Raw genomic sequence first — 24,988 nt, forward strand, 5'->3', positions numbered from 1 at the left:
AGATCGCGTTCCCCGCGCGAACGGAACGATCACGTTTCGGCCGTGTGAAACCTGCCGGGACGGCCGTTTTCTTTATGAACGCAATGCCCGACGGCCTCCTCGCCTTCAGAAGCACGCCCCTTCGTGGGTCCGACGCCCCGACGGCTCCTGGGCGTGGTTAATTCGGATGCGAGCGAGGCCGGGCGGGCCGGATGATCGGGCATCTGTCCACCGATCCCCCGTAGGAGCCGCTTCCGTGATCCGGCGCGTGACCGCCCCCGCCCTGTTCCCTCCGCCCGTCTACTCCCACGCCTCGGTCGTCGAGGCGGGCACGAAGCTCGCGTTCCTCGCCGGGTCGGTGCCGCTGACCGCCGACGGGGAGCTGGTGGGGCCGGGGGACCCCGTGCGCCAGGCCGAGCAGGTGATCGCCAATCTGCGCGAGCAGCTGCGGGCCGTCGGCAGTGATCTGGAGCATGTGCTGACGACGGACGTGTACGTGGTCGGCGACGACAGCGCGGCGCTCTCCGAGGTGTGGCGGGTGGTGGAGTCCTCGGGGCTGAGCGCGGGCCCGCACTCCTCCACGCTGCTCGGCGTGAGCTGCCTCGGCTACCCCGGCCAGCTCGTGGAGATCACGGCCACCGCCGTGGTACCGGAGCCGGCGGCGGACCCGGTCGTGCTGCGCCGTGCCGTGCCGGCCGACGCCCGTGCCGTCGCCGACGTCTACCTGCGGTCCTTCGACGCCGCGCTGCCGACCGTCGTCCGCCCGCGCACCGACGACGAGGTCCGGGACTACATCCGTGAGGTCGTGGTGCCGGCGCGGGAGACCTGGGTGGCGGAGGCGGCCGGCGCCGGTGTGGTCGGTCTGATGGTGCTGGACGGGGAGAAGCTGAGCCAGCTGTACCTGGACCCCGAGTGGCGGGGCCGGGGCATCGGGGACCGGTTCGTCGCGCTGGCCAAGGAGCGCAGCCCGGGCGGGCTGACCCTGTGGACGTTCCAGGTGAACAAGCCCGCCCACCGCTTCTACGAGCGGCACGGCTTCACCGCCGTGGAGTTCACCGACGGCAGCCGCAACGAGGAGCGCGAACCGGACGTCCGCTACGACTGGCGGCCCTGAGCCGTCCCTGACCGGCCGGGTGCCGTGGGACGCCCCCATGCCCGGTGTTTGGGCAGCGGCTTGGCGTAGCCGCCCGCGCGGCTCGTGGTCAGGCCGAGTGCCACGAGGGACTCGGCGAGTTTGACCGCCGCCCCGACGCCGTCGACCACGGGCAGCCCGAGCTTCCGTGCCACCGTGCGCTCCAGCCCGGTCATCCCGGCGCAGCCCAGGATCAGCACCTCGGCGCCGGCGTCCCGGGCGCGTGCGGCGGCGGTGAGGAACGCGGTCTCGGTCCGGGCCGGGTCCGCGGCGAGGTCGAGCACGCCGAGGCCGGTGCCGACGACGGCGGCGCAGTTGCGGGCCACGCCCGCGGTCTCCAGGCTGTCCTCGATCTGGCCGCGGGACCGGTCGAGGGTGGTGACGACGCCGTAGCGGCGCCCGAGGAGGCAGGCGAGGTGGGCCGCGGCCTCGGTGATGTCCACCACGGGTACGTCCACCAGTTCCCGTACGCCCTCCCGCCCGTGCTCCCCGAACCCGGCCAGCACCACCGCGTCGCAGGGCGGGCCGTCGTAGGTGCGGAGCGCGTCGAGGACGGCGGCGGCAGACAGGTAGCTGTCCAGCCAGCCCTCGCCGGACTCGGGTCCCCAGGCGGGGGTCAGTCCGGTCACGGTGGTGTCCGGGCCCGCGGCACCGCGGGCGCCGCGGACGATGTCCTCGGTCATCTCGCGGGTGGTGTTGCAGTTGGTGACGACGATCCGCACGTCAGCCCTCCTGTCCCGCCGCCGCGCGCTCCCGGCGGCACAGCGCCGCGTACAGACCGGCGGCGAGCGCCGTGCCGATGAACCAGGAGTACGGCGACACCGCGCCGAAGCTCCGCACCAGGGCCAGGACGGCGGCGACCGCGGCGGACGGCAGGAACGCCCACAGCGCCTTGGGGTTGACGCCCTTGCGGTAGTGGTACGGGGTGCCGGGCCGGGCGTCGAACAGCGCGTCCACGTCGATCCTGCCGCGCTTGACCCAGTAGTAGTCGACCATGATCACGCCGAACAGCGGGCCGAGGAAGGCGCCGAGGCCGCCGAGGAAGTAGTTGACGACGGCAGGGTTGGAGAAGAGGTTCCAGGGGGTGACCACCAGGGCCGCCACCGTGCTGATCATCCCGCCGGCCTTGAAGGTGATCCTGCGCGGCCAGACGTTGGCCAGGTCGTACGCCGGGGAGACGAAGTTGGCGACGATGTTGACGCCCATGGTGGCGATGGCGAAGGTCAGCGCGGCGACGACGAGCACCCAGGTGTTGCCCACCCTGGCGACCAGTTCCGCCGGGTCGGTGACGGCCTTGCCGAACGCCTCCAGGGAGCCCGCCGTGACGATCACCGAGACGACCACGAACGCCGTGGAGTTGACGGGCAGGCCCCAGAAGTTGCCGCGCCGGACGGTCCGTTGGTCGGGCGCGAAGCGGGAGAAGTCACAGAAGTTGAGCATCAGGGTGCCGTAGGTGGCCAGGGTCAGGCCGATCGCGCCGAACCACTGCCGCCACTGCTCGCCGGCCGTGACCGGGTGCGGGGTGGCCGTGAGCGGGATGTGCCAGTGGGCCTCGGCGAGCACCCAGACGGCCAGCGCGATCATCACCAGCCAGATCGCCGGACCGCAGAAGTCCTGGAACCGGCGCACCGCTTCCATGCCCCGGCTGATGATCAGCGCCTGGAGGAGCCAGAGCGAGAGGAAGGAGATCCAGCCGAGCGCGGCCAGGCCTAGGAAGGAGGGGCGCGTGAGCGACTCCAGGCCCGGCCAGGCGGCCAGCAGCATGACGTTGACGGCGACGGAGGCCAGATAGGTCTGGATGCCGTACCACATGATGGCGATCACGGCCCGGATCAGCGCCGGGACGTTGGCGCCCCAGACGCCGAAGCTGATGCGGCTGACGACGGGGAAGGGCACCCCGTGCCGCTGGCCGATCCTGCCCATCCCGTTCATGCCCGCGTAGATGAGCACGAAGCCGACGAGGAGGGAGGTGAGGACCTGCCAGACGTTCAGGCCGAGGACGAGCAGGCCGGCGGCGAAGGTGTAGTTGCCGAGGTTGTGGACGTCGGACATCCACAGGGCGAACAGGTCGAAGACCTTCCAGTTCCGCTGTTTCGCGGGGGCGAGGTCCTCGTTGACGAGGCGGGGGTCGGGGACGGACGCGGCGGCGCCGGTGGCGGTGGCGCGGTCGGCGAGGGACACGGGGCCTCCAGGGTCGCGGGGACGGAGGACGGCGGTTTCCCGGCGGTTTTCCCGGCGTGTTTCGTTGCGTGCCGGACGAGGTTCCTTGCGTGCCGGGCGGATTTCCTCGAGTGCCGGACGGGCGTGTTTGGTATACCAAACTGCTGTCATGGTCCCGCCGTCATGCGTCCGGACCGATGTCGTCGCCGTTACGGCCCGGTAAAAGACCCCTGCCGTCGGCGAGGATGGGCCCATGAGCCCCACGACGGGCCCCGGGCGGGCCAAGACCGAACCCCTGGGCGCGGTGCGCGAGCGCGTCCTGGCGAGCCTGCGGGAGGACATCATCGCCGGGCGCCTGGGGCCCGGCGACCGGCTCGTGGAGCGGGAACTGGCCGAGCGGTTCGGGGTCTCGCGGGTGCCGGTGCGCGAGGCCATCCGGGCCCTGGTCGCCGAGGGCTTCGTCCTCTTCGAGTCGGCCCGCCGCACCGTCGTACGCCGGCTCACCCCGGCCGACGTCCGCGAACTCTTCGAGCTGCGCGAGGCGTTGGAGGTGTACGCGGCGGGTCTGGCGGCGGCCCGGGCGACCCCGCGGGACCTGGCGGAGCTACGGGACCTGCTCGGCCGGGCGGCCCTGGCGACCGAGGCGGGGGACGCCGAGGCGATCACGGACGTCAACACGCGCTTCCACGACCGGGTCCTCGCCATGGCCGGCAACGGCCTGCTGATCTCGGTGATGGAACCGGTCGACGGCCGCCTGCGCTGGCTCACCCGGCGCAACGAGGAATGGCCCCAACTCCTCGCCGAACACCGCGAACTGTACGAGGCCATCGCCTCCGGCGACCCCGACCGGGCCCGCGCCCACGCCCTCGGCCACGTCCGCGCCAACTACCGCTCGACGGTACGGCACCTGTTCGGCGAGGAGGGCTGAGCGCGGCCGTACCGGCCCGTCACTACAGCCCGGCCGCGTCCGCCGCCGCGCGCAGGACCTCCCGCAGCATCTCGGCGGTGAGCCGGCCGGTGAAGGTGTTGCGCTGGCTGACGTGGAAACAGCCGAAGAGGTCCAGGCCGTCCAGCGCGACCCGGGCGCCGTGGCCGAACGCCGGGCGGGGGCGGGGCACCGTCCAGCCGGCCGCCGCGAACGCGGGCAGCGCGGCCTGCCAGCCGAAGGCACCGAGGACCACGGCGGCCCTCAGTGTCGGCCGGAGCAGCGTCAGCTCCTGGACCAGCCAGGGACGGCAGGTGTCGCGTTCGCCCGGGGTCGGCTTGTTGGCGGGCGGCGCGCAGTGCACCGGCGCCGTGACCCGCACGCCGTACAGCTCAAGACCGTCGTCCGCGCTGACGGACGTGGGCTGGGAGGCCAGCCCCACGTCGTACAGCGCCTGATAGAGCACGTCTCCGGAACGGTCGCCGGTGAACATCCGGCCGGTGCGGTTGCCGCCGTGCGCGGCCGGGGCGAGCCCGATGATCGCCAGCCGGGCGTCGGCGGGACCGAAGCCGGGCACCGGCCGCCCCCAGTACGTCCAGTCGGCGAACGCGGCCCGTTTCGTGCGGGCCACCTCCTCCCGCCACTCGACCAGCCGGGGACAGGCCCGGCACCCGGCGACGCGTCGGTCGAGCCGGGCGAGGGCGCTGGTGTTGTCCATACGGTCACCGTAAGCCTGGGGGTGTGGGTCGACGGGGTGGGGCGGAGGCGGGGCGGTGGGGCGGGCCGGGGTGCGCGGGTGCCCGGGTGAGCACCGGGAAAACGCTTCCGGGTCGGTGGCCCGTGCGCGTTAAGGTCGGGGCATGGCTTCCGAGGATGCGGACGAGAACGTGGACCGTGGGACCGGCGAGGAGGCGGGCGCGCCGGACGAGGCGGGGTCCGCCCCCGCCGCACAGCCGCTCGATCCCAAGATCGCCGCCGCGGTGGCCGCGGCCGAGGCCGCCGGGCCGGCGGGCGGCGAGACCGTCCGCATCGACAGCTGGATCTGGGCCGTCCGTCTGATCAAGACCCGTTCCCTCGGCGCCACCGCCTGCCGGGGCGGGCATGTGCGGGTGAACGGCGAGCGGGTGAAACCCGCCTACGCCGTGCGCGTCGGTGACGAGGTACGGCTGCGGCAAGAGGGCCGGGAACGGGTCGTGATCGTCAAGCGCCTGATCCGCAAGCGGGTCGGGGCGCCCGTGGCCGCGCAGTGCTACATCGACAACTCCCCTCCGCCGCCGCCCCGCGAGGCCGTCGCCCCCATCGCCCTCCGCGACCGGGGCGCCGGCCGCCCCACCAAGCGCGACCGACGCGAACTCGAACGCCTCCGCGGCCTGGCCCTCGGCACCCCCGCCGGCTTCGCCGGCCCCGTCCCACCCACCGGCCGAGGCGGACAGGGCGGCGCGGGTTCGGGTGGCGCGGGTTCGGGCACGGGCACGGGCACGGGCAGCCGCAAGGGTACGGGCGAACCGGGCGGCCGCCGGAGATCGGTCGGCCGTGACGGACCGGAGGGCCGTGGCTAGTCGGGGACAGGCCCGGCACCGGCGGCGGACCCAACGGCATCAGCCGTCCCCCGCACGGCCGGCGAGCTGACGCCCCGACCGGTGTTCCGCAGGGCCGGTCAGCGGCAGTACCGACGGCAGTCCCACGGGCGGTGAGCCACCAGGCCTCGGCGGATCACCCCATGGGCGGTAAGCCAACAGGCCCGGCGCATCACCTCACCGCCGAAACGCCCACGGCCAGGCGGCGTCCCCCAGGGCCGGTGAACCGACGAGCCCGGCGGCAAACCCCACGGGCGGTGAGCCAACAGGCCCGGCGCATTACCCCACGGCCGGAACGCCGACGGCCAAGCGGCGTCCCCCAGGGCCGACGAACCGACGAGCCCGGCGGCAAACCCCACGGACGGTGAGCCAACAGGCCCGGCGCATCACCCCACGGCCGGAACGCCGACGGCCAAGCGGCGTCCCCCAGGGCCGACGAACCGACGAGCCCGGCGGCAAACCCCACGGACGGTAAGCCAACAGGCCCGGCCGTCACCCGCACGGTCAGGGCGCCGACGGACCCGGCGGTGAACCCCACGGCCGGCGAACCGGCGGGCCCCGCCACCTGATACCTCCCCTGTCATCGGCCCGGCCAGGGCGACCGCCCCGGTCACCCCACCGGCACCGCCCTCACCCATATCCCGTCCGGGGTCAGATACCTGTCCACCCTCAGTCCCGCCTCCGCCAGCGCCGACTCGAACTGCTCCTTCGTCAGGGGCCTGGACAGGAAGGTCTGGGTCCAGACCGCGTCCGGGAACACATACTCCGCGTGGACCGAGTGGACGCCCTCCCCGGCCGGTTCGATCGAGGTGATCCGGACGGTGAAGCCGCTCGGGTCGACCCGCTCCCTGGGCACGTCGGTGTGGTAGTCCGAGCCCTCCCGCTGGATGAGCACGCAGCCGCCCTCCGCCACATGCCGGGCGCAGGTACGCAGCAAGCCCCTGCGCACCTCCTCGTCACCGGCGTGCACCAGGAACGACGCGAGCATCACCACGTCGAACGTCTCGCCCAGGTCCAGGCTCTCGATGGGACCGCATATCGTGCGCGCCCCGCGGACCCGGGCCAGCATGTCGGCGGACTCGTCCACCGCCGTGACCGTGAAGCCGCGCTCCAGCAGCGCATGGGTCACCCGGCCGACCCCGCTGCCCAGCTCCAGGATGTGCGCCCCGGCCGGCACCGCCGCGGCGATGATGTCCGGCTCGTCCCCCACCGGCAGCCGTGCGTACAGTTCGACCGCGCAGCCGTCCGGGGTGATCGCCCCCGGGCCCGTGCCCTCGTATCCCTCACGCGTCTCGATCCTCATGCCCGGACAACGGCTCACGCCCGTACGCCCGTTTCCCCTCTCCCCCGATTCACTCCTTCGAGTCATTCAGGCCGGAACGGGAACCGTCCGAGCCGCCGTTCCGCGTGGTGGTGCGGGTCGGCGTCGAAGAGTACGTTGCAAGGAGGAGTGGTGGTCCGATGCGTACGGGCAGTGAACCGGCGACCGCGCGCAGTGCCCTGCGGGCGCGGTTCTGGCTGAGCGTGTGGGGGGTGGGCTGGACGACCCTCGGCGCGGTGGCCTTCGCACTGGCCGGGCGGCCGGGCTGGGCCGCGGCGTGCGCGGCGCTGTGGCTGGTGACCACCGTCGACCTGGCCGTGGTCCTGCGGCACATCCGGCAGGGCCCGCACTACCAGCCGGGCCGTGACATACCGCCGTACCGGCCGCCGGAGGACGGACCGCCGTACCCGGGCCCGCCGGGGAACCATCCTCCGGGCGGACGGCCGTACCGAGGAGGGCCCGGCCCCCGGCATCCGTGAGCGGACGGGGCGGGCACTCCCCTGCCCCGGCCGAGCGGGCGCGCCGTCGGCGCCGCCCGGGCGTCACGCGTCGAAGCGCGCCGCCTTCAGGTACCGCGGGTTGGGGTCCAGCGCGGCGGCCAGCCGGAAGTGCCGTTTGGCCTGGTCGGGGCGGCCCTGGCGTTCGTAGGTGCGGGCCAGGGCGAAGTGCGCGAACGCGTTGTCCGGCTCGCGTTCCAGCACGATGGTGAACTCCAGCTCGGCGGGACGCAGTTGCGCCGCGGCGAAGAAGGCACGCGCGCGCAGCAGCCGGGCCGCCGTGTTCTCGGGGTGCGCGGCGATGACTCCGTCGAGCAGCTTCACCGCGCCCCGCGGGTCCCGCGCGTTGAGCAGTTGCTCGGCGGCACGGAAGTCGATGACATGCGTTTCCGGAGTACGTCCGGTGGAACCGCTGGTCTCGGGCACGGCTGAGTCCTTCCCTTGCTCCAGCGGTTCAACGCCCCCGAGCGGTCGGCTATTCCGCGCCGGCGCTCCCCTGCCGCGCCCGGCGGGCGAGGCCGTCCCACACCTCGGCGACCCGCTTGCGCAAGGCGTCCAGGGGGACGTCGTTGTCGATGACGATGTCCGCGATCTCCCGGCGCTGCTCGCGCGTCGCCTGCGCGGCCATACGCGCGCGTGCGTCCTCCTCGGTCATCCCGCGCAGCCGTACCAACCGGTCGAGCTGGGTCTCGGGGCTCGCGTCCACGACGATCACGACGTCGTAGAGCGGCGCGAGGCCGTTCTCGGTGAGCAGGGGGACGTCCTGGACCACCACGGCGTCCTCGGGCGCGGCGCTCTCCAGCTCACGGGAGCGGTCCCGGACCAGAGGGTGCACGATCGAGTTGAGGACGGCGAGCTTCTCCGGGTCGGCGAACACGATCGAGCCGAGCCGGGGCCGGTCCAGGCCGCCGTCGGCGGCGAGGACGTCCGGGCCGAAGGCGTCGACCACGGCGGCGAGACCGGGGGTGCCGGGCGCCACGACCTCGCGGGCGATGCGGTCCGCGTCGATCAGGACGGCCCCGTGCTCCACGAGCAGCCGCGACACCTCGCTCTTGCCGGCGCCGATCCCGCCGGTCAGGCCCACTGTCAGCATGAGCGGAAGCCTAGACGCTCGGCCAGGGGGCCGTCGCGGCAGGTGCCGGCCGGCGCCCGCTCCCCCGCCTCAGTTGTCGCCCTCCCGCTCCGCCAGGAACTTCTCGAACTCCCGCCCGATCTCGTCGGCCGACGGGATCTCCACGGGCTCGGCCAGCATGTTGCCCCGGGTCTCGGCGCCCGCCGCCGCGTCGTACTGGTGCTCGAGCCCCTGGACGAGCGCGGTCAGTTCCTCGTCGCCTTCCCGGATCTGCCGGTCGATCTCGGTCTGGGTGCGGTGGGCGTCCGTGCGCAGCGCGTGGGCCACGCCGGGCAGTACCAGGCCGGTGGCGGCCGTGACGGCCTCCAGGACGGTCAGCGCGGCGTCCGGGTACGGGGAGCGGGCGATGTAGTGCGGGACGTGCGCGGCGACGCCCAGGACGTCGTGGCCGGCCTCCATGAGGCGGTACTCGACCAGGGACTCGGCGCTGCCGGGCACCTGTGCCTCGTCGAACGGGCTGCGGTGGCCGGGGACGAGGTCGGTGCGGTTGCCGTGCGGGGTCAGACCCACCGGGCGGGTGTGCGGGACGCCCATGGGGATGCCGTGGAAGTTGACGGACAGGCGCACGCCGAGCCGTTCCACGATCTGCCGCACCGCCGCCGCGAACCGCTCCCACTCCACGTCCGGTTCGGGGCCGGACAGCAGCAGGAAGGGGGCACCGGTGGTGTCCTGGACGAGGTGGACCTCTATGGCCGGGGTCTCGTAGCCGGTCCAGCGGTCCCGCTTGAAGGTCAGCAGGGGCCGGCGGGCCCGGTAGTCCACGAGCCGGTCGTGGTCGAACCGGGCGACGACCTGGTGGGGCAGTGAGTCGAGCAGCCGGTCGACGATCTGGTCGCCGGTCTCACCCGCGTCGATGTATCCGTCGAAGTGGTAGAGCATGACAAGGCCGGCCGACTCCTGGGCGAGCGCCATGTCCACCACGGCGAGGCCCTTCGGCTCCCATGCGTACAAACCCTGCGGATCAAGCACTGTGACCGCTCCTCCTCGTGTTCGTCATGGACAACGCGCCCCGGAACAGCGGAATTCCCGCCACTCGCCGCTCGTCGGGGATCTCCCGCGGGGCGACGCCTTGACGGCCTGTCACATGGTCCGTACCTTCACGGGCGTCGAGTTCACGGTGACGATCGCCGTTCACGCAGGGGAAAGACGGGAAGGCACCTCCGATGCGCATACGCACGCCGCTCACCTCCCTGCTCGCCACCGCCCTCGCCGCCGGCGGCCTGACCCTGTCCGCCACCGCCCCGGCCTCGGCCGCCGGCACCGTCGAGCTCGCGACCGCCGCCCAGCTGAAGACCGCGCTCGCCGCCGCCCGGCCCGGCGACACGATCCACCTGGCGGACGGCAGCTACGCCGGCAACTTCAAGGCGACCGTCCCGGCCACGGCCGCCGCCCGCATCACCCTGACCGGCTCCCCGGACGCCGTGCTCACCGCCGGCGGCGGCTACGGGCTGCACCTGAACGGCGCCTCCTACTGGACGGTCAGCGGTCTGACCGTCACCGGCGGCCAGAAGGGCATCATGGTCGACGCGGCCAGGGGCGTCGTCCTGGACGGTGTCACGGTGCACGGCCTGGACATGGAGGGCGTGCACTTCCGCGCCTCCAGCGCGGACGGCGTGATCCAGAACTCGAGGATCTACGACACCGGGAACGACGGCCGGGGCATGGGCGAGGGCGTGTACGTGGGCACCGCCAACACGCTGTCCGACCGGAGCGACCGGGTGCGGATCCTGAACAACACGATCGGCCCGGACGTGGGCGGCGAGAACGTCGACATCAAGGAGGGCACGACCGGCGCGCGGATCGTCGGCAACACCTTCGACGGCAGCGGCCTGACCGGCGCCAACTACGACGACTCCTGGGTCGACGTGAAGGGCAACGACGTCCTCGTCCAGGACAACACCGGCACCGCCACCACCAATGACGGCTACCAGACCCACACCCAGCAGCCCGGCTGGGGCTGCGGCACGGTCTTCCAGGGCAACAAGTCGGCCCTGACGGGCGCGACCCGCCTGGCGATCAACGTCACCAACTACAGCGCCACCTGCCCGGCCACGGTGTACGACACCAACACGGTGACCGGCGGTAACGGACTGACCAACGTCCAGGTGACTCCCTAGGGGCGCGGGGAACCGCGCGACAAGCCACGACGGACCCGCGGCCGACTCCGGACCGCACCCACACGGAAAACCCTGAAGGGCCGTACCTCGAAAGGTACGGCCCCTCAGCGGCTATCGGCTAAGCCTCAGCGGCAGCGATCAGCTCTGGCCGCCGGCCAGCTTCTCGCGCAGCGCGGCCAGCGCCTCGTCCGAGGCCAGGGCACCGGAGGTGTCCGCACCCTCGGAGGAGTACGAACCGCCACCCGCGGCCGGAGCCGCACCGGCGGCGTCGCCACCCTCGGCAGCGGCCTGGGCGTCCGCCTCGCGGGACTTGATGACCTGCTGCTGGTGCTGCTCGAAGCGGGACTGCGCCTCGGCGTACTGGCGCTCCCACTCCTCGCGCTGCTTCTCGTAGCCCGGCAGCCAGTCGTTGGTCTCCGGGTCGAAGCCCTCGGGGTAGATGTAGTTGCCCTGGTCGTCGTAGGACGCGGCCATGCCGTACAGGGTCGGGTCGAACTCGACCGCCGTCGGGTCGGCACCGAAGGACTCGTTGGCCTGCTTCAGCGAGAGGCTGATGCGGCGACGCTCGAGGTCGATGTCGATGACCTTGACGAAGATCTCGTCGTTGACCTGGACGACCTGCTCCGGGATCTCCACGTGGCGCTCGGCCAGCTCGGAGATGTGGACCAGACCCTCGATGCCCTCGTCCACGCGGACGAACGCACCGAACGGCACCAGCTTCGTGACCTTGCCGGGCACGACCTGGCCGATCTGGTGGGTGCGGGCGAACTGCTGCCACGGGTCTTCCTGGGTCGCCTTCAGCGACAGGGAGACGCGCTCGCGGTCCATGTCGACGTCGAGGACCTCGACGGTGACTTCCTGGCCGACCTCGACAACCTCGGACGGGTGGTCGATGTGCTTCCAGGACAGCTCGGAGACGTGGACCAGACCGTCGACGCCACCCAGGTCCACGAAGGCACCGAAGTTGACGATCGAGGAGACCACACCGGAGCGGACCTGACCCTTCTGGAGGGTCGTGAGGAACGTCTGGCGGACCTCGGACTGGGTCTGCTCCAGCCAGGCACGGCGGGACAGGACCACGTTGTTGCGGTTCTTGTCCAGCTCGATGATCTTGGCCTCGAGCTCCTTGCCGACGTACGGCTGGAGGTCGCGGACACGGCGCATCTCGACGAGGGAGGCCGGCAGGAAGCCACGGAGGCCGATGTCGAGGATGAGACCACCCTTGACGACCTCGATGACGGTGCCGGTGACGATGCCGTCCTCTTCCTTGATCTTCTCGATGGTGCCCCAGGCACGCTCGTACTGGGCGCGCTTCTTCGAGAGGATCAGGCGGCCTTCCTTGTCCTCCTTCTGGAGGACCAGGGCCTCGATCTCGTCGCCCACGGCGACGACCTCGTTCGGGTCGACGTCGTGCTTGATCGAGAGCTCGCGGCTCGGGATGACACCTTCGGTCTTGTAACCGATGTCGAGCAGGACCTCGTCCCGGTCGACCTTCACGATGACGCCGTCGACGATGTCGCCGTCGTTGAAGTACTTGATCGTCTCGTCGATCGCTGCGAGGAATGCTTCCTCGTTACCGATGTCGTTGACCGCTACCTGCGGGGTGGTGGCGGTGGTCTCGGTGCTGCTCGTCATGTGGGAAAGGGCTCCGGTACGGACATTGAAGTCGTAGGTACTGCTTACGCCGGGAGCCCGTTTCGCTCTGCAGAAGCCGGACAGCCAAGGAAGCGCCTCACCATTGCTGGTGATGGCGCCTCGACAACCGAGGGGACATACAACAGATGCGAGCGCAGCCTGCTACGTCTGAGGTGCGCAGGCCCGCAGCGCAACTTGTAGCATACGGGGGCAGCCGGACAGGGTCAATGCGCGACGGCGGACACCCGGGGCGGATCGCCGCATTTCCGGCGGAGAAATCGCGTCAGCAGGCCGCACGGGGCCATGGGAACCCTCCCATTCGGCCCTTCCGGCGGGCTGGACGGAAGAGTACGACGAGGGAGCCGATCATCCAAGAGCCGGAAGCGCACGACCCTCAGCGGTCCGAAGGGTTCGAGCCGGAGGCCACCCGGCGTGACGCGGACGTCACGGAGAGTTCCCGGGCCAACCGGGGCTGGTGGGACCGGAACGCGGACGAGTACCAGACCGAGCACGGCACCTTCCTCGGCGACGACCGCTTCGTGTGGGGCCCGGAGGGCCTGGACGAGGTGGAGGCCGGGCTGCTCGGCCGGCCGGAGGAGCTGAAGGGCAAGGACGTCCTGGAGATCGGCGCGGGTGCGGCGCAGTGCGCGCGCTGGCTGGCCGCCCAGGGCGCCCGGCCGGTGGCCCTGGACCTGTCGCACCGCCAGCTCCAGCACGCGCTGCGGATCGGCGGGGCCTTCCCGCTGGTCTGCGCCGACGCCGGCGCGCTGCCCTTCGCGGACGGCTCCTTCGACCTGGCGTGCTCCGCGTACGGGGCGCTGCCGTTCGTGGCCGACCCGCGGCTGGTGCTGCGCGAGGTGCGCCGGGCGCTGCGGCCGGGCGGACGGTTCGTGTTCTCGGTGACGCATCCGATCCGCTGGGCGTTCCCGGACGAGCCGGGCCCCGAGGGCCTGTCGGTGTCCGCGTCCTACTTCGACCGCACGCCCTATGTGGAACAGGACGAGCACGGCCGGGCGGTGTACGTGGAGCATCACAGGACGCTCGGCGACCGGGTGCGGGACATCGTGGCGTCCGGCTTCCGGCTGGTGGACCTGGTGGAGCCGGAGTGGCCTGCGTGGAACACCTCGGAGTGGGGCGGCTGGTCACCCCTGCGCGGGAACCTGATCCCGGGCACGGCGATCTTCGTGTGCGAGCGGGACTGAAGCCGTCCGGCGGGACTGAAGCCGTCCGAAAACAGCCCGCGGGAGTCATCTGATCACCGCGTGTGATCATCGCGTGTTTTCGTAGGGCCCACGCGCGCGTGGGGGCCGTTTTCCCGTCGTACGACACTGGGGGCGTGATCCGTTACGACGCTCTGGACGCGCTGCCCGTGCGCTCCGCCCTGCCCGCCCTGACCGACGCCCTGGAGGGTGAGGGGACCGCCGTGCTGGTGGCGCCGCCCGGCACCGGCAAGACGACGCTGGTGCCGCTCGTGCTCGCGGGGCTGGTGGGCGACGGTCCCGCGCGGCGGGTCGTGGTGGCCGAGCCGCGGCGGATCGCGGCGCGGGCGGCGGCCCGGCGCATGGCGTGGCTGCTGGGCGAGCGTCCGGGCGAGAGCGTCGGCTTCACGGTGCGCGGCGAGCGGGCGGTGGGGCGGCACACGCGCGTGGAGGTCGTGACGACCGGCGTCCTGCTCCAGCGGCTCCAGCGCGACCAGGAGCTGGCCGGGGTGGACGTGGTGGTCCTGGACGAGTGCCACGAGCGGCACCTGGACGCCGACACGGTGGCCGCGTTCCTGTGGGACGTGCGGCAGGCGCTGCGGCCGGAGCTGCGGCTGGTGGCCGCGTCGGCGACCACGGACGCCGAGGGGTGGGCGCGGCTGCTCGGCGGGGCGCCGGTGGTGGAGGCGGCGGGGGTGGCGCATCCGGTGGAGGTGGTGTGGGCGCCGCCGGCGCGTCCGCTGCGGCCGCCGCACGGGATGCGGGTGGATCCGGCGCTGCCGGCGCATGTGGCGTCGGTGGTGCGGCGGGCGCTGGCCGAGCGGGAGGGGGACGTGCTGTGCTTCCTGCCCGGCGTGGGCGAGATCGCGCGGGTGGCGGGGCTGCTCGGGGATCTCGGCGGGGTGGAGGTGCTCCAGGTGCACGGGCGGGCTCCGGCGGTGGTGCAGGACGCGGTGCTGTCGGCCGGGGAGCGGCGCCGGGTGGTGCTGGCGACGTCCGTGGCCGAGTCGTCGCTGACCGTGCCCGGGGTGCGGGTGGTGGTCGACTCCGGGCTGGCCCGGGAGCCGCGGGTGGATCACGCGCGCGGGCTGAGCGGACTGACCACCGTGCGGGCCTCGCGGGCGGCCGGGCGGCAGCGGGCGGGCCGGGCCGGGCGGGAGGCGCCGGGGGTGGTGTACCGGTGCTGGGCTCAGGCCGAGGACGGCCGGCTGCCGGCTTTTCCGGCGCCGGAGATCAAGGTGGCCGATCTGACCTCGTTCGCCCTTCAGGCGGCCTGCTGGGGCGATCCGGACGCCTCCGGGCTGGCGCTGCTCGATCCGCCGCCGGGCGGGGCGATGGCGGCGGCCCGTTCCGTGCTGGCGGCGGTCGGAGCGGTGGACCGCGCCGGGCGGGCCACGGAGACCGGTGCGCGGCTGGCCCGGCTGGGCGTGCACCCCCGGCTGGGGCGGGCGCTGCTGGACACGGGCGGGGAGGGGGCGCCGGTGGTCGCGCTGCTCTCCGAGGAGGTGCCGCGGGAGTACGGCGACGACCTGGCGGGCGCGCTGCGGCGGGCCCGGGCCGGTGGTGACGCCTACGGCGCGCGGTGGGCCGCGGAGGTACGGCGGCTGCGTGCCGTCTCGGCCGGGTCCGCCGAGCCGCCCGCGCGGGACGGGGCCGTCCGGGTCGGTCCGGGCACCGGCGACGACCGGCTCGCGGGGCTGGTCGCCGCTCTCGCGTTCCCCGAGCGGGTGGCCAGGCTCGACGGGGGCTCGTATCTGATGGCGTCCGGGACCCGGGTCGAGCCGGCCGAGGGGTCGGGGCTGCGGGGGGCGCCGTGGATCGTGGTCGCCGTCGCCGACCGGCCCGCGGGGAAGGGGCACGCGCGCGTGCGGCTCGGCGCGGCCGTCGACGAGGACGTGGCGCGGGCCGCCGCCGGGGCCCTGCTCGGTGAGCGGGACGAGGTGCGCTGGGCCGGCGGGGACGTCGTGGCCCGGCACGTCGAGCGGCTGGGGGCGATCGAGCTGGCCGTACGCCCTCTGAAGGACGCCGACCCCGCGCTCGTACGCGCCGCCCTGCTGGACGGGCTCCGGGAGGAGGGGCTCGGGCTGCTGCGCTGGTCGCCGGAGGCGCTGGGGCTGCGGCAGCGGCTGGCGTTCCTGCGGGCGCACCTCGGGGAGCCCTGGCCGGACGTGTCGGACGACGCGCTGCACGCGCGCGTGGACGAGTGGCTGGAGCCGGAGCTGGGCCGGGCCCGGCGGCGGGCCGACCTCGCCCGGATCGACGCGGGGCAGGCGCTGGCCCGGCTGCTGCCGTGGGCGAGCGGGGAGGCGGCCCGGCTCGAGGAACTCGCGCCCGAGCGGATCACCGTGCCGAGCGGGTCCCGGATCCGGATCGACTACCGGGATCCGGAGCGGCCGGTGCTCGCCGTGAAGCTCCAGGAGCTGTTCGGGCTGCGGGAGACGCCGGCCGTGGCGGGCGTGCCGCTGCTGGTGCATCTGCTCTCCCCCGCCGGGCGGCCCGCCGCCGTCACGGCCGATCTCGCCTCCTTCTGGGCGGACGGTTACCGGGCCGTGCGGGCGGAGCTGCGCGGCCGGTACCCCAAGCATCCGTGGCCCGAGGACCCGGCGTCCGCCGAGCCCACCCGGTACACCAACGCGCGGCTCAGGCGCTGACCGGTGCGGGCTCCTCGGGCCGGGCGGGTGCCGGGCCCCGGGGGCGCCGGGCGCGGGCCTCCAGCCAGAGGGAGAGGGCGAGGAGCGGCAGGCCGAGGCCGAGGGAGCCCCGGGGGGCGTACGAGGTGAGGGCCAGGACGAGGGTGCGGTTGTGCTTGACCAGGGCGACCGTGTGGGCGATGTAGTCCTCGCGCATCTTGACGTGCCCGGCGAACGCGGTGACCTTGGCGCGGCCGCCGAGCAGGGTGCCGCCGCGCAGTTCCTCGCGGTGGATCTCCTCGCCGTAGACCGGCGCTCCGGTGACCGGTTCGACCCAGAACCTGCGGACCGTGGAGTACCAGCGGGTGGTGCCGGTCCCGGCGACGGTCTCCGGGGTGATGCCCCGCACGGGCATGGTCTTCGGCATGCGGACCTTGGTCCAGGGGACGGTCTGCTCGAAGCGGTAGACCGTCAGGCCGCGGAAGGTCCGGGTGCCGCGGTAGTGGATGGGGCTGGTGGTGCGGGTCTGGGCGTCGAAGTACGCGTAGTCCCGTTTCCGGGTCAGGAAGGGCCATTTGAACTCGATGCCCTCGCGCCGGACCGGGTCGCCGTCGACCATCTCGCCGGTGGCGTGCACGGGGTCCTGGCCGTGGGCGTCGAAGATGTACCGTTCGGGCACCTTGGAGACCATCTTGCCGTCGGGGCCCTGGACGTAGGACAGGCTGTCCCAGACGACGACGGGCCGTCCCGCCGTCCTCTCGATCCGCCGCGCGGCCTCCACGTTCCCCTTGAGGGTCTGCACGATGGTGACCTTGGGGACCTTCTTCGCGCGCATGGTGCCGTAGTCGAGGAGGGTGGCGTCGCGGGCCTCCAGGACCATCGCCTGGTACTGGTGGGCGGGGACGCGGGCCAGGCGCGGGAAGGCGTACCAGCGCAGCAGCGGGGCCAGCGCGGCGCAGCACACGGCGCAGGCGAGCAGGACCAGGCTTGCCGTGCGGCGCATGGCGGCTCCCTCCCGGACGGGCGCGGCTAGGGGTGTGCCGGCACCGTCGTCAGCAGCGGTTCGGGGGATGTCCGGCCCGACGGCCGGCCCAGCGCGCTGATCGCGAGGACCAGGGCGAACGCGAGGGCGAGACCGGTCGCGGCGGCGATCAGGGCGCGCATGCGAAGCCTCCCTGCGGGCGGTCGTGTCCTGACTGGACCGACTGGCCGCCCATACGCTGACGGCCCGTCAGGTCCGGCACCGTAGCAACGCGCGGGCGAGATGAGAACAGGGCCGCACGCACGGACGAGGGCGCCCTCCCCGGTGAGCGGGGAGGGCGCCCTGGTGGTGTGCCGCGCGGCCTCAGGAGGAGGCGGACGGATCCGGGGCGGGGCTGCCCGAGGAGGCGGACGGGTCCGGCGTGGGAACGGCCGGGGAAGCGGCTTCCACCGTCAGGGGCACGGTGAGCGTCGCGCCGCCCGCGGTGGTGACGCGGAGCAGGAAGGTGCCGGTGGTGTCGTCGGCGTACAGCTTGGGCAGCGTGAGCAGGCCCTTCGCGTCCGTCCGGAGGCCGGTGAGGGAGCGTACGGGCTTTCCGGTGGCGTCCTTGAAGTAGGGGCCCTTGTCGTTCGGCGTGGCGTCGAGGAGGGACTTGACCACGGTGGCGGTGGCCGCGACCTTGCCCGCGGCGGCGCCCCGGTAGGTCGCCTTCACCTGCACCTGCCCGGCGAACTCGCCGCCCGCCGCGCAGATCAGCGGGTCGGTGCCGGTGCGGGCCAGGGCGTCGGCGACGCGCTCGGTGACGGTCGCCGTGTAGTCGACGCCCTTGACCTGACGGCCCACCACGGCCGCGGTCACCTTGAAGTCGCCCGTCTTCTCCCCGGCCTGGAGCGGCGGGGCGAGCGCGACGCCCTTGGCGTCGGTGGCGACCGTCGCGACGGTCTCGCCGCCGGCGAAGGTGGCGTCGGTGTCGCCGGTGAGCGTGAACCTGATCCTGACCTTGGCGACGGACTTGCCGACCTTGGTCTCGGCACGCACGCCGATCCGCTCGGTGAAGGCGTCGCCGGCCATCGCGGTGAGCTTCCCGGTGCCCGTGCCCGTCAGGTGGTCCACGAGGTCGGTGGGCGTCCCCGGGGGCGTGGGCGTCGGCGGGACGGGCGGCTTCGGCGTGGGGGGCTTGGGGCCGGGCGTCTCGTTGCCGCCGTTGCCGTCGCCGGGTTCATGGGGCTTCGGAGCCGGCTTGGTCGTCGGCGGCTGGGTCGGGCGCGGGGACGGGACGCGCTGGGTGCCCTCGTCGCTGCGGTGCTCCGGGACGCCACCGGTGCCGTCGGGGACGGTGTGGGCGCCCTTGCGGTAGTACTCCATCCAGTTCAGGACCAAAGCAAGGTAGTCCTGCGAGTTGTTGTAGCTGAGGATCGCGCTGTGCAGGTCGGCCTCGCGGGACAGGTCCCAGTCGTTGCGGCACAGGTAGTGGCCCGCGGCGAGCGCGGCGTCGTAGATGTTGTTCGGGTCCTTCTTGCCGTCGCCGTTGCCGTCACGGCCGGCCCAGGCCCAGGTGGACGGGATGAACTGCATGGGCCCGACGGCCTGGTCGTAGCTGCTGTTGCCGTCGTACGCGCCGCCGTCGGTGTCGGGTATGAGCGCGAAGCCGTTGCCGTCGAGCTGCGGGCCCAGGATCCGGTGCAGCGTGGTGCCGTCGGCGTCGACCTGGCCGCCGCGGGCCTGCCCGGACTCGACGTTGCCGATGGCGGCCAGCAGCTGCCAGGGCATGTTGCAGCCGGGCTTGGAGGTGCGCAGTTCGGCCGCGGCCTTCTTGTAGGCGTCGAGGACCGTCGCCGGAATGCCCGCCTCAGCGTCGCCCCGGGAAACGGGCGTACCGACGGGGGCCGAGGGGCCGGGCTCGGGGCTCTTCAGCGGCGGGAGGTCCGTGTAGTACGGCGAGTTGCCGGTGGCACCGCCGGTGCCGTCCGGAACGGAATTGGTGGCTCCGGCCGTCGCGGGTCTGTTGTCCTCGCCGGCCACTCCCGGAGCCTGGGACGCGGAGAGAGCCGCGACCGCCGCCGCGGCCACGGCGGTGCTCGCCGCCCCCTTGCGCAGTCGCCTGCCGAAATGCGCCGCCATAGAGTGAACCCCTCCCGTGGACGCCCGCGCGTCCGTCTCCGTCGCTGCCTGCCTCGCTCTGGTGTGACGGTTGACCCGGTGCTCTGGTTGCCCCTGTTCCGTCATTGCGCCCGAGCGCCGTGTGTGTCACCGTGCGCCCGGCAGGGGGACCCTGGTGACCCTACGACAACTTGCTGTCAACGGGCACACGTTGATACCCGAAGTTCACCGTCCGGCCAACCTCGGTCGCCGCGCGCTGCCCTGGAGCGGCGTCACGGATACTGGCCGGATCCGGTCACCGGCGGTCCCGTACGAGCCGCCGTACGCTCAGGAGGCTCCGTTGCCGTTCACGCTCAGCCATGCGGCGGCCGTGCTGCCCGCGGTCCGCCGGGACGGCGGCGGGCGGGGCCGGCTGGTGCCCGCGGTGCTCGTGACGGGCTCCTGCGCGCCCGATCTGCCCTACTACGCGGCCGATGTCCTGCCGGGTGGCATGGGGTTCGGCTCGGTCACGCACGCGTTCACCGGAGTCGTCACGGTCGACGTGCTCCTCGCCTGGGCGCTCGCGGGACTGTGGCTGGCGGCCCGGGAGCCGTTGCTGGCGCTGCTGCCGCGGGCGTGGCAGGGGCGGCCGGCCGCCCTGCTGCGCTGTGGAACGCCCCGCGCGCGCGTGCGGGGCGGCTCGGTGGTCCGGTGGTACGCCTCCGCGGTGCTCGGCGCGCTGACCCATGTGGTGTGGGACGCGTTCACCCATCACGACCGGTGGGGTACGCGGCTGGTTCCGGCCATCGGACGGGACCGTCCGGCGGGCGTGCCGCTGTACACCTGGCTGCAGTACGGGTCGTCGGCGGCGGGCGCGGCGCTGATCGCGGTGTTCGTGGTCCGGGCGCTACGACGGCTGCCCGGCGGGGTGCCCGTGGGGGTGCCGGTGCTGTCCGTACGGGACCGGTGGTGGGCGCTCGCGGTGATCGGGGGCTGCGCGCTGGCGGGGGCGGTGCGGCGGACGGCCCCCTGGTGGGAGCGGGGCGGTACGGGCGCCCGGCCGTGGGAGCTGGTACCCACCCTGTGCTTCGGGGTGGGCGCCGGGCTGGTGCCGGGGCTGCTGGTGTACGCCGTGGGGGTCAGGGTCTGGCGTCCGGCCGCCGGTCCCGGAGGTCACGGGGATCATGGGGGGCAGGGTGGGGTGGCCGGTGCGGGCCGGGGGCGGCCGGTCGCTCGGTGAGGGGGGCGACGAACACCGTGAGCTTGTTCCGGGGGCGTGCTCTGGGGAGCAAAGCGAACGCGAGGGCGAGATAGCCGCGGGCCAGGTCGGTCCACTGGCGCCAGTCGGGGACGCGGGCGGGGCGGGCGGCGAGCCCGCGGCCGAGGCCCTTGGTGACGGTGCGGACGGTCGTGGCCAGGTCGGCCGGGATGCGGGCGGTGCTTGCGTCGGCCGCGAGGGCCGGAACCGGCGCGGCGGGCACGGCCTGCGCCGAGGCGACACCCGCCCAGGCCCCGGCGGCTGCCTCGGGCGTCCGGCGGTGAAGCATGCGTATACCCATGCCCGCAGTGTTGCGGCTGCGGGCGGTGGGGGGCGTTTTGACGGGGGCCACGAGAGTGACGGGCCCTCCGGGGGTTCGGCCGGGTTGTCGGGGTGGGGGCAGTTTTCCGGGGTGCGGCTTGGGGGCTGTTCCGGGATGCGGTGTGGGGGTCTTCGGGGGTGCGGGGTGGGGCTGTTTCGGGGGGCGGGGTGCGGGGCTGCCTGGGGATGCGGTGCGGGGCTGGGTTGCTTCGGGGGGACGGCGGGTTCGGCACCGCCGGTCTGCGCCGTGGTGGTCGATCGCCGTTGCGGCGGAGGACGGGAGGGGGCGGAGGGGGAAGGGGGCGGTGGCGGCGGTCAGACCCTGGGGCCGACGTCGTCCGTGCGGCGGAGGTCGTCCCCGTGTGGCGGCGGGCTGCCGGAGGCGTGGCGGGCTGCCGGTGTGGCGGCGGGCTGCCGGAGGCGTGGCGGGCTGCCGGTGTGGCTGTGGGCGGCTGGTGGCGGGACGCGGCTGCCGGTGGCTCCGCGAGTCGGCCGGTGGACGGTGTGGCGGGCGGACGGAGACGCGGCAGGCGGTGGCGCGGCGACTCGGCCGGAGGCGTGGCGGGCGGACGGAGACGCGGCAGGCAGTGGCGCGGCGACTCGGCCGGAGGCACGGCAGGCAGTGGCGCGGCCAGTCGGCCGGAGACGCGGCAGGCGGTGGCTCCGCGAGTCGGCCGGAGGCACGGCAGTCGGCCGGAGGCGTGGCGGGCGGCCGGAGGCGTGGCGGGCGGAACCGCGGCGAGTCGGCCGCCGGTGGCCGGTGTGGCGGGGGCCCTCTGGTAGGGCTGCGGGCTGCCGACGCGGCAGCGGTCAGCCAAGTGGGGCGGCTGCCGTCCGTGTGGCGACTGGCAGCGGTCGGCCCGCGTGCGGCGGCGGTCGTCCCACGTGACGACGGTCGGCCGATGCGGCGGGCACCGTCCCTGCGGCGCAGATCATTCCCGTCCGGCGGCGCGGTCGGCCGGACGGTGTCGCCGTGGGTGGCCGGGGTGGCGGCGGAGAGGGGCACGGAGCGGAGCGGGAAGGCTCTGGTCGGTGCGGGGTGGGCTCTCCGCCGCCTGGCGGGGTCAGTGGGCCGCTGATTCCCAGTCCGGGCCGACGCCGACCGAGACGTCCAGGGGGGCCCTCAGCTGGACGGCGTTCGCCATCTCCCGGCGGACGATCTCCTCCGTGACCGCCCGCTCGCCGGGGGCGATCTCCAGGACGATCTCGTCGTGGACCTGGAGCAGCATGCGGGACTTCAGGTCCGCTGCCCGCAGCGCGCTGTCCACCTTCAGCATGGCGATCTTCACGATGTCCGCCGCCGTGCCCTGGATGGGCGCGTTCAGGGCCATGCGCTCGGCCGCCTCCCGGCGCTGCCGGTTGTCGCTGTTGAGGTCGGGCAGGTAGCGGCGGCGGCCGAAGAGCGTCGCCGTGTAGCCCGTGGCGCGCGCCTCGTCGACCGCCCGGCGCAGGTAGTCCCGCACCCCGCCGAAGCGCTCGAAGTAGGCGTCCATCAGGGCGCGGGCCTCGCCCGCGTCGATGTTCAGCTGCTGGGAGAGGCCGAACGCGGACAGACCGTAGGCGAGGCCGTACGACATCGCCTTGATCTTGCGGCGCATCTCCGCGTCCACCGCCTGGGGCTCGACCCCAAACACCTGGGACGCGGCCGTGGTGTGCAGGTCCTCGCCGGAGGTGAACGCCTGGATCAGGCCCTCGTCCTCCGAGAGGTGGGCCATCACCCGCAGTTCGATCTGGCTGTAGTCCGCGGTCATCAGGGACTCGAAGCCCTCGCCCACCACGAAGCCCCGGCGGATCGCCCGGCCCTCGTCGGTGCGCACGGGGATGTTCTGCAGGTTCGGGTCCGTGGAGGACAGGCGCCCGGTCGCGGCCACCGTCTGGTTGAACGTGGTGTGGATACGGCCGTCGCCCGCGATGGTCTTGATCAGGCCCTCGACGGTCACCCGGAGCTTCGCCTGCTCACGGTGGCGGAGCATGATCACCGGCAGTTCGTTGTCGGTCTGGGTGACGAGCCACTTCAGGGCGTCGGCGTCGGTGGTGTAACCGGTCTTGGTCTTCTTCGTCGTCGGCAGCGCCAGCTCGCCGAAGAGGACCTCCTGGAGCTGCTTGGGCGAGCCCAGGTTGAACTCGCGGCCGGCCGCCGCGTGCGCCTCCTTCACGGCCTGCTGCACCGCAGCCGCGAACATCTGCTCCATCGCTTCCAGGTGCGCCCGGTCGGCCGCGATGCCGTGCCGCTCCATGCGGGCGAGCAGCGCGGAGGTGGGCAGCTCCATGTCCCGGAGCAGGTCCGCGGCGCCGACCTCCCGCAGGCGGTCCTCGAACGTCTCGCCCAGGTCCAGGACGGCGCGGGCCTGGACCATCAGCGCCTGGGCCTCGGCGCCCTCGTCCGCGCCGAAGGCCAGCTGGCCGTCGGCCGCGGCGGCGGGCGTCAGCTCGCGGTGCAGGTACTCCAGGGCCAGCGCGTCCAGGTCGAAGGAGCGGCGGCCGGGCTTGACCAGGTACGCGGCGAGGGCGGTGTCCATGCCGACGCCCTCGACGCTCCAGCCGTGCTCGGCGAAGACCCGCATGGCGCCCTTGGCGTTGTGGAACACCTTGGGCCGGCCGGCGTCGGCCAGCCAGGCGGCGAACGCGTTCTCGTCGGCCTCGTCCAGTTCGGACGGGTCGAACCAGGCCGCCGGTCCCCCGGCCGCGGCGAGCGCGACCTCGGCGACCGAGCCGGTGCCCAGGGCCCAGGTGTCGACGGTGGCCACGCCCAGCGGCCCGGCGCCGTGCTCGGCGAGCCAGGGGGCCAGCTCACCGGTGCGCAGGATGCTGCCGTCGATCTCGACGCCGTCGGTGGTGACCGGGGCGGTCTCGGTCTCCTCCGTGCCGGGGTCGACGGCGAAGAGGCGCTCGCGCAGGGACGCGTTGCGGATCTCCAGGGTGTCCAGGACCATCGCCACGGCCTTGCGGTCGTACGGGGCCCGCTCCAGGTCGGTGACCGTCCGGGGCAGCTCGACCTGCCGTTCCAGCTCGGTGAGGACGCGGTTGAGCTTGACGGACTCCAGGTGGTCGCGCAGGCTCTCGCCGGCCTTGCCCTTGATCTCGTCGGCCCGCTCGACCAGCTCGGCGAAGGAGCCGAACTGGTTGATCCACTTCGTGGCGGTCTTCGGGCCGACGCCGGGGATGCCGGGGAGGTTGTCGGACGGGTCGCCGCGCAGGGCCGCGAAGTCCGGGTACTGCGCGGGCGTCAAGCCGTACTTCTCGAAAACCTTCTCCGGGGTGAACCGGGTCAGCTCCGAGACGCCCTTCGTGGGGTACAGCACGGTGATGTTCTCGGTGATCAGCTGGAAGGAGTCGCGGTCGCCGGTGACGATCAGCACCTCGAAGCCCTCGGCCTCGGCCTGGGTGGCGAGGGTGGCGATGACGTCGTCCGCCTCGTACCCCTCGACGGCGAAGCGCGGGGCGTTCATGGCGTCGAGCAGTTCGCCGATCAGCTCGACCTGGCCCTTGAACTCGTCGGGGGTCTTGGAGCGGTTCGCCTTGTACTCGGTGAACCGCTCCGAGCGCCAGGTCTTGCGGGAGACGTCGAAGGCCACCGCGAGGTGCGTGGGCTCCTCGTCACGCAGGGTGTTGGCCAGCATCGACGCGAAGCCGAAGATCGCGTTCGTCGGCTGGCCGGTCGCGGTCGTGAAGTTCTCCGCGGGCAGCGCGAAGAACGCGCGGTAGGCCAGCGAGTGCCCGTCCATGAGCATCAGCCGGGGACGGGTGCCGCCGGGGGTCTTGTCGGTCTGCTTCGGTGCTGTCTCTGCCACGTCACCGATCCTGCCACGAGCCACTGACAACCCGGACCGCCCGCCCGCGACCGGTGCGGCCCCGGACACGGCGAGCGGCGCCGTACCCCGCCCCCCGGGAAAGCCATGCGCCGTCCCCCGGGAAAGCCGTGCGCCCGTCCCTCGGGAAGCCGTGCGCCGTCCTCGGTGCGGAGGTACGCCGTCCCTTGGTAAAGAGCGGCGAAAGACACACTCCGCCGCGGGCAATGGTCCCGGCCCCCGCACTCCCGGCCGG

Annotated in this window: 21 protein-coding genes and 1 pseudogene; 9 read left to right on the forward strand and 13 right to left on the reverse strand. The window is 73.5% G+C overall.

The genetic code is table 11. The features are described 5' to 3' along the window. Window positions 1-235: 235 nt before the first annotated feature. Together IE251_RS40875 and IE251_RS40880 are read left to right on the forward strand one after the other, a co-directional pair. Window positions 236-637 (forward strand): annotated as a pseudogene (locus IE251_RS40875) (RidA family protein); the annotation flags it as partial. After that, window positions 623-1,093 (forward strand): GNAT family N-acetyltransferase, encoded by a 471-nt coding sequence (locus IE251_RS40880; RefSeq protein WP_229896680.1) that lies wholly within the window; start codon window positions 623-625, stop codon window positions 1,091-1,093. The pseudogene IE251_RS40875 and the gene IE251_RS40880, both read left to right, overlap by 15 nt. Here IE251_RS40880 and IE251_RS08880 read toward each other — a convergent pair. Both IE251_RS08880 and IE251_RS08885 read right to left on the reverse strand, forming a co-directional pair. Next, window positions 1,075-1,833 carry an aspartate/glutamate racemase family protein gene (locus IE251_RS08880; RefSeq protein WP_189752353.1) on the reverse strand — a complete coding sequence of 253 codons (759 nt, stop codon included), beginning with the start codon at window positions 1,831-1,833 and terminating at the stop codon, window positions 1,075-1,077. The two genes, IE251_RS40880 and IE251_RS08880, sit on opposite strands and share 19 nt — an antisense overlap. A 1-nt stretch (window position 1,834) precedes the next feature. Further along, window positions 1,835-3,292, reverse strand: a complete 1,458-nt coding sequence (locus tag IE251_RS08885) for an NCS1 family nucleobase:cation symporter-1 (RefSeq protein WP_189752354.1) — start codon at window positions 3,290-3,292, stop codon at window positions 1,835-1,837. Between the two features lie 232 nt (window positions 3,293-3,524). Here IE251_RS08885 and IE251_RS08890 point away from each other — a divergent pair, with 232 nt between their 5' ends. Beyond that, window positions 3,525-4,199 carry a GntR family transcriptional regulator gene (locus tag IE251_RS08890; protein WP_189752355.1) on the forward strand — a complete coding sequence of 225 codons (675 nt, stop codon included), beginning with the start codon at window positions 3,525-3,527 and terminating at the stop codon, window positions 4,197-4,199. Between the two features lie 22 nt (window positions 4,200-4,221). Here IE251_RS08890 and IE251_RS08895 read toward each other — a convergent pair whose 3' ends face one another. After that, on the reverse strand, window positions 4,222-4,914 hold the full coding sequence (locus IE251_RS08895; protein WP_189752356.1) for a uracil-DNA glycosylase: 693 nt from the start codon (window positions 4,912-4,914) through the stop codon (window positions 4,222-4,224). Between the two features lie 142 nt (window positions 4,915-5,056). On the opposite strand from IE251_RS08895, the gene IE251_RS08900 reads away from it, so the two are divergent. Beyond that, on the forward strand, window positions 5,057-5,755 hold the full coding sequence (locus IE251_RS08900) for an RNA-binding S4 domain-containing protein (RefSeq protein WP_189752357.1): 699 nt from the start codon (window positions 5,057-5,059) through the stop codon (window positions 5,753-5,755). A 628-nt stretch (window positions 5,756-6,383) separates the two neighbouring features. On the opposite strand, the gene IE251_RS08905 is transcribed toward IE251_RS08900, so the two are convergent. Then, window positions 6,384-7,076: a class I SAM-dependent methyltransferase gene (locus IE251_RS08905; RefSeq protein ID WP_189752358.1), complete on the reverse strand. Its 693-nt coding sequence runs from the start codon at window positions 7,074-7,076 to the stop codon at window positions 6,384-6,386. Window positions 7,077-7,234: 158 nt separating this feature from the next. On the opposite strand from IE251_RS08905, the gene IE251_RS08910 reads away from it, so the two are divergent. After that, window positions 7,235-7,573 (forward strand): DUF6343 family protein, encoded by a 339-nt coding sequence (locus IE251_RS08910; protein ID WP_189752359.1) that lies wholly within the window; start codon window positions 7,235-7,237, stop codon window positions 7,571-7,573. Between the two features lie 63 nt (window positions 7,574-7,636). On the opposite strand, the gene IE251_RS08915 is transcribed toward IE251_RS08910, so the two are convergent. The 3 genes from IE251_RS08915 to IE251_RS08925 form a co-directional block, all read right to left on the reverse strand. Next, window positions 7,637-8,017, reverse strand: a complete 381-nt coding sequence (locus tag IE251_RS08915) for a tetratricopeptide repeat protein (protein WP_030792454.1) — start codon at window positions 8,015-8,017, stop codon at window positions 7,637-7,639. A 49-nt stretch (window positions 8,018-8,066) separates the two neighbouring features. Then, entirely contained in the window at window positions 8,067-8,684 is a 618-nt protein-coding gene (gene coaE / locus IE251_RS08920) for a dephospho-CoA kinase (protein WP_189752360.1), read from the reverse strand. Between the two features lie 69 nt (window positions 8,685-8,753). Then, the gene (locus tag IE251_RS08925; RefSeq protein ID WP_030792460.1) at window positions 8,754-9,692 is read right to left on the reverse strand and encodes a PAC2 family protein; all 939 of its coding nucleotides are present in this window, start codon (window positions 9,690-9,692) and stop codon (window positions 8,754-8,756) included. A 194-nt stretch (window positions 9,693-9,886) separates the two neighbouring features. Here IE251_RS08925 and IE251_RS08930 point away from each other — a divergent pair, with 194 nt between their 5' ends. Continuing rightward, a complete protein-coding gene (locus IE251_RS08930) occupies window positions 9,887-10,840 on the forward strand; it encodes a right-handed parallel beta-helix repeat-containing protein (protein WP_189752361.1) in 954 nt (317 codons plus the stop codon). A gap of 138 nt (window positions 10,841-10,978) precedes the next feature. Here the strand turns inward: IE251_RS08930 and rpsA are convergent, their stop codons facing one another. Next, window positions 10,979-12,475, reverse strand: coding sequence for a 30S ribosomal protein S1 (gene rpsA, locus IE251_RS08935; protein WP_030792463.1), 1,497 nt, complete (start codon window positions 12,473-12,475; stop codon window positions 10,979-10,981). Between the two features lie 365 nt (window positions 12,476-12,840). Here rpsA and IE251_RS08940 point away from each other — a divergent pair, with 365 nt between their 5' ends. Both IE251_RS08940 and hrpB read left to right on the forward strand, forming a co-directional pair. Further along, on the forward strand, window positions 12,841-13,677 hold the full coding sequence (locus IE251_RS08940) for a class I SAM-dependent methyltransferase (RefSeq protein ID WP_189752588.1): 837 nt from the start codon (window positions 12,841-12,843) through the stop codon (window positions 13,675-13,677). Between the two features lie 134 nt (window positions 13,678-13,811). Further along, window positions 13,812-16,325, forward strand: coding sequence for an ATP-dependent helicase HrpB (gene hrpB, locus IE251_RS08945; RefSeq protein ID WP_189752362.1), 2,514 nt, complete (start codon window positions 13,812-13,814; stop codon window positions 16,323-16,325). On the opposite strand, the gene pgfA is transcribed toward hrpB, so the two are convergent. The 3 genes from pgfA to IE251_RS08960 form a co-directional block, all read right to left on the reverse strand. Further along, on the reverse strand, window positions 16,315-17,307 hold the full coding sequence (gene pgfA / locus IE251_RS08950) for a cell envelope lipid trafficking protein PgfA (RefSeq protein ID WP_189752363.1): 993 nt from the start codon (window positions 17,305-17,307) through the stop codon (window positions 16,315-16,317). The two genes, hrpB and pgfA, sit on opposite strands and share 11 nt — an antisense overlap. Before the next feature lie 26 nt (window positions 17,308-17,333). Then, window positions 17,334-17,468, reverse strand: coding sequence for an SPW_0924 family protein (locus tag IE251_RS08955; RefSeq protein WP_189752364.1), 135 nt, complete (start codon window positions 17,466-17,468; stop codon window positions 17,334-17,336). A gap of 181 nt (window positions 17,469-17,649) precedes the next feature. Then, window positions 17,650-19,407, reverse strand: coding sequence for a lytic transglycosylase domain-containing protein (locus tag IE251_RS08960; protein WP_189752365.1), 1,758 nt, complete (start codon window positions 19,405-19,407; stop codon window positions 17,650-17,652). Between the two features lie 319 nt (window positions 19,408-19,726). Here IE251_RS08960 and IE251_RS08965 point away from each other — a divergent pair, with 319 nt between their 5' ends. Further along, a complete protein-coding gene (locus tag IE251_RS08965) occupies window positions 19,727-20,605 on the forward strand; it encodes a DUF4184 family protein (RefSeq protein WP_189752366.1) in 879 nt (292 codons plus the stop codon). Here the strand turns inward: IE251_RS08965 and IE251_RS08970 are convergent. Both IE251_RS08970 and polA read right to left on the reverse strand, forming a co-directional pair. Continuing rightward, window positions 20,505-20,924, reverse strand: coding sequence for a hypothetical protein (locus IE251_RS08970; protein ID WP_189752367.1), 420 nt, complete (start codon window positions 20,922-20,924; stop codon window positions 20,505-20,507). The genes IE251_RS08965 and IE251_RS08970 overlap by 101 nt on opposite strands. Before the next feature lie 1,084 nt (window positions 20,925-22,008). Further along, window positions 22,009-24,735, reverse strand: a complete 2,727-nt coding sequence (polA, locus tag IE251_RS08975) for a DNA polymerase I (protein ID WP_189752368.1) — start codon at window positions 24,733-24,735, stop codon at window positions 22,009-22,011. Between the last annotated feature and the right edge of the window lie 253 nt (window positions 24,736-24,988).

The sequence above is a fragment of the Streptomyces eurythermus genome (genome assembly GCF_014649115.1).
In the GTDB taxonomy this organism is placed as follows: domain Bacteria; phylum Actinomycetota; class Actinomycetes; order Streptomycetales; family Streptomycetaceae; genus Streptomyces; species Streptomyces eurythermus.

What these genes read in the sequence shown, in the direction of transcription:
- rpsA (WP_030792463.1), bottom strand. Translation starts at nt 12,475, where the DNA reads ATGACGAGCAGCACCGAGACCACCGCCACCACCCCGCAGGTAGCGGTC.
- IE251_RS08930 (WP_189752361.1), top strand. Translation starts at nt 9,887, where the DNA reads ATGCGCATACGCACGCCGCTCACCTCCCTGCTCGCCACCGCCCTCGCC.
- IE251_RS08955 (WP_189752364.1), bottom strand. Translation starts at nt 17,468, where the DNA reads ATGCGCGCCCTGATCGCCGCCGCGACCGGTCTCGCCCTCGCGTTCGCC.
- IE251_RS08900 (WP_189752357.1), top strand. Translation starts at nt 5,057, where the DNA reads ATGGCTTCCGAGGATGCGGACGAGAACGTGGACCGTGGGACCGGCGAG.
- IE251_RS08905 (WP_189752358.1), bottom strand. Translation starts at nt 7,076, where the DNA reads ATGAGGATCGAGACGCGTGAGGGATACGAGGGCACGGGCCCGGGGGCG.
- pgfA (WP_189752363.1), bottom strand. Translation starts at nt 17,307, where the DNA reads ATGCGCCGCACGGCAAGCCTGGTCCTGCTCGCCTGCGCCGTGTGCTGC.
- IE251_RS08960 (WP_189752365.1), bottom strand. Translation starts at nt 19,407, where the DNA reads ATGGCGGCGCATTTCGGCAGGCGACTGCGCAAGGGGGCGGCGAGCACC.
- IE251_RS08890 (WP_189752355.1), top strand. Translation starts at nt 3,525, where the DNA reads ATGAGCCCCACGACGGGCCCCGGGCGGGCCAAGACCGAACCCCTGGGC.
- IE251_RS08910 (WP_189752359.1), top strand. Translation starts at nt 7,235, where the DNA reads ATGCGTACGGGCAGTGAACCGGCGACCGCGCGCAGTGCCCTGCGGGCG.
- IE251_RS08895 (WP_189752356.1), bottom strand. Translation starts at nt 4,914, where the DNA reads ATGGACAACACCAGCGCCCTCGCCCGGCTCGACCGACGCGTCGCCGGG.
- IE251_RS08970 (WP_189752367.1), bottom strand. Translation starts at nt 20,924, where the DNA reads ATGGGTATACGCATGCTTCACCGCCGGACGCCCGAGGCAGCCGCCGGG.
- coaE (WP_189752360.1), bottom strand. Translation starts at nt 8,684, where the DNA reads ATGCTGACAGTGGGCCTGACCGGCGGGATCGGCGCCGGCAAGAGCGAG.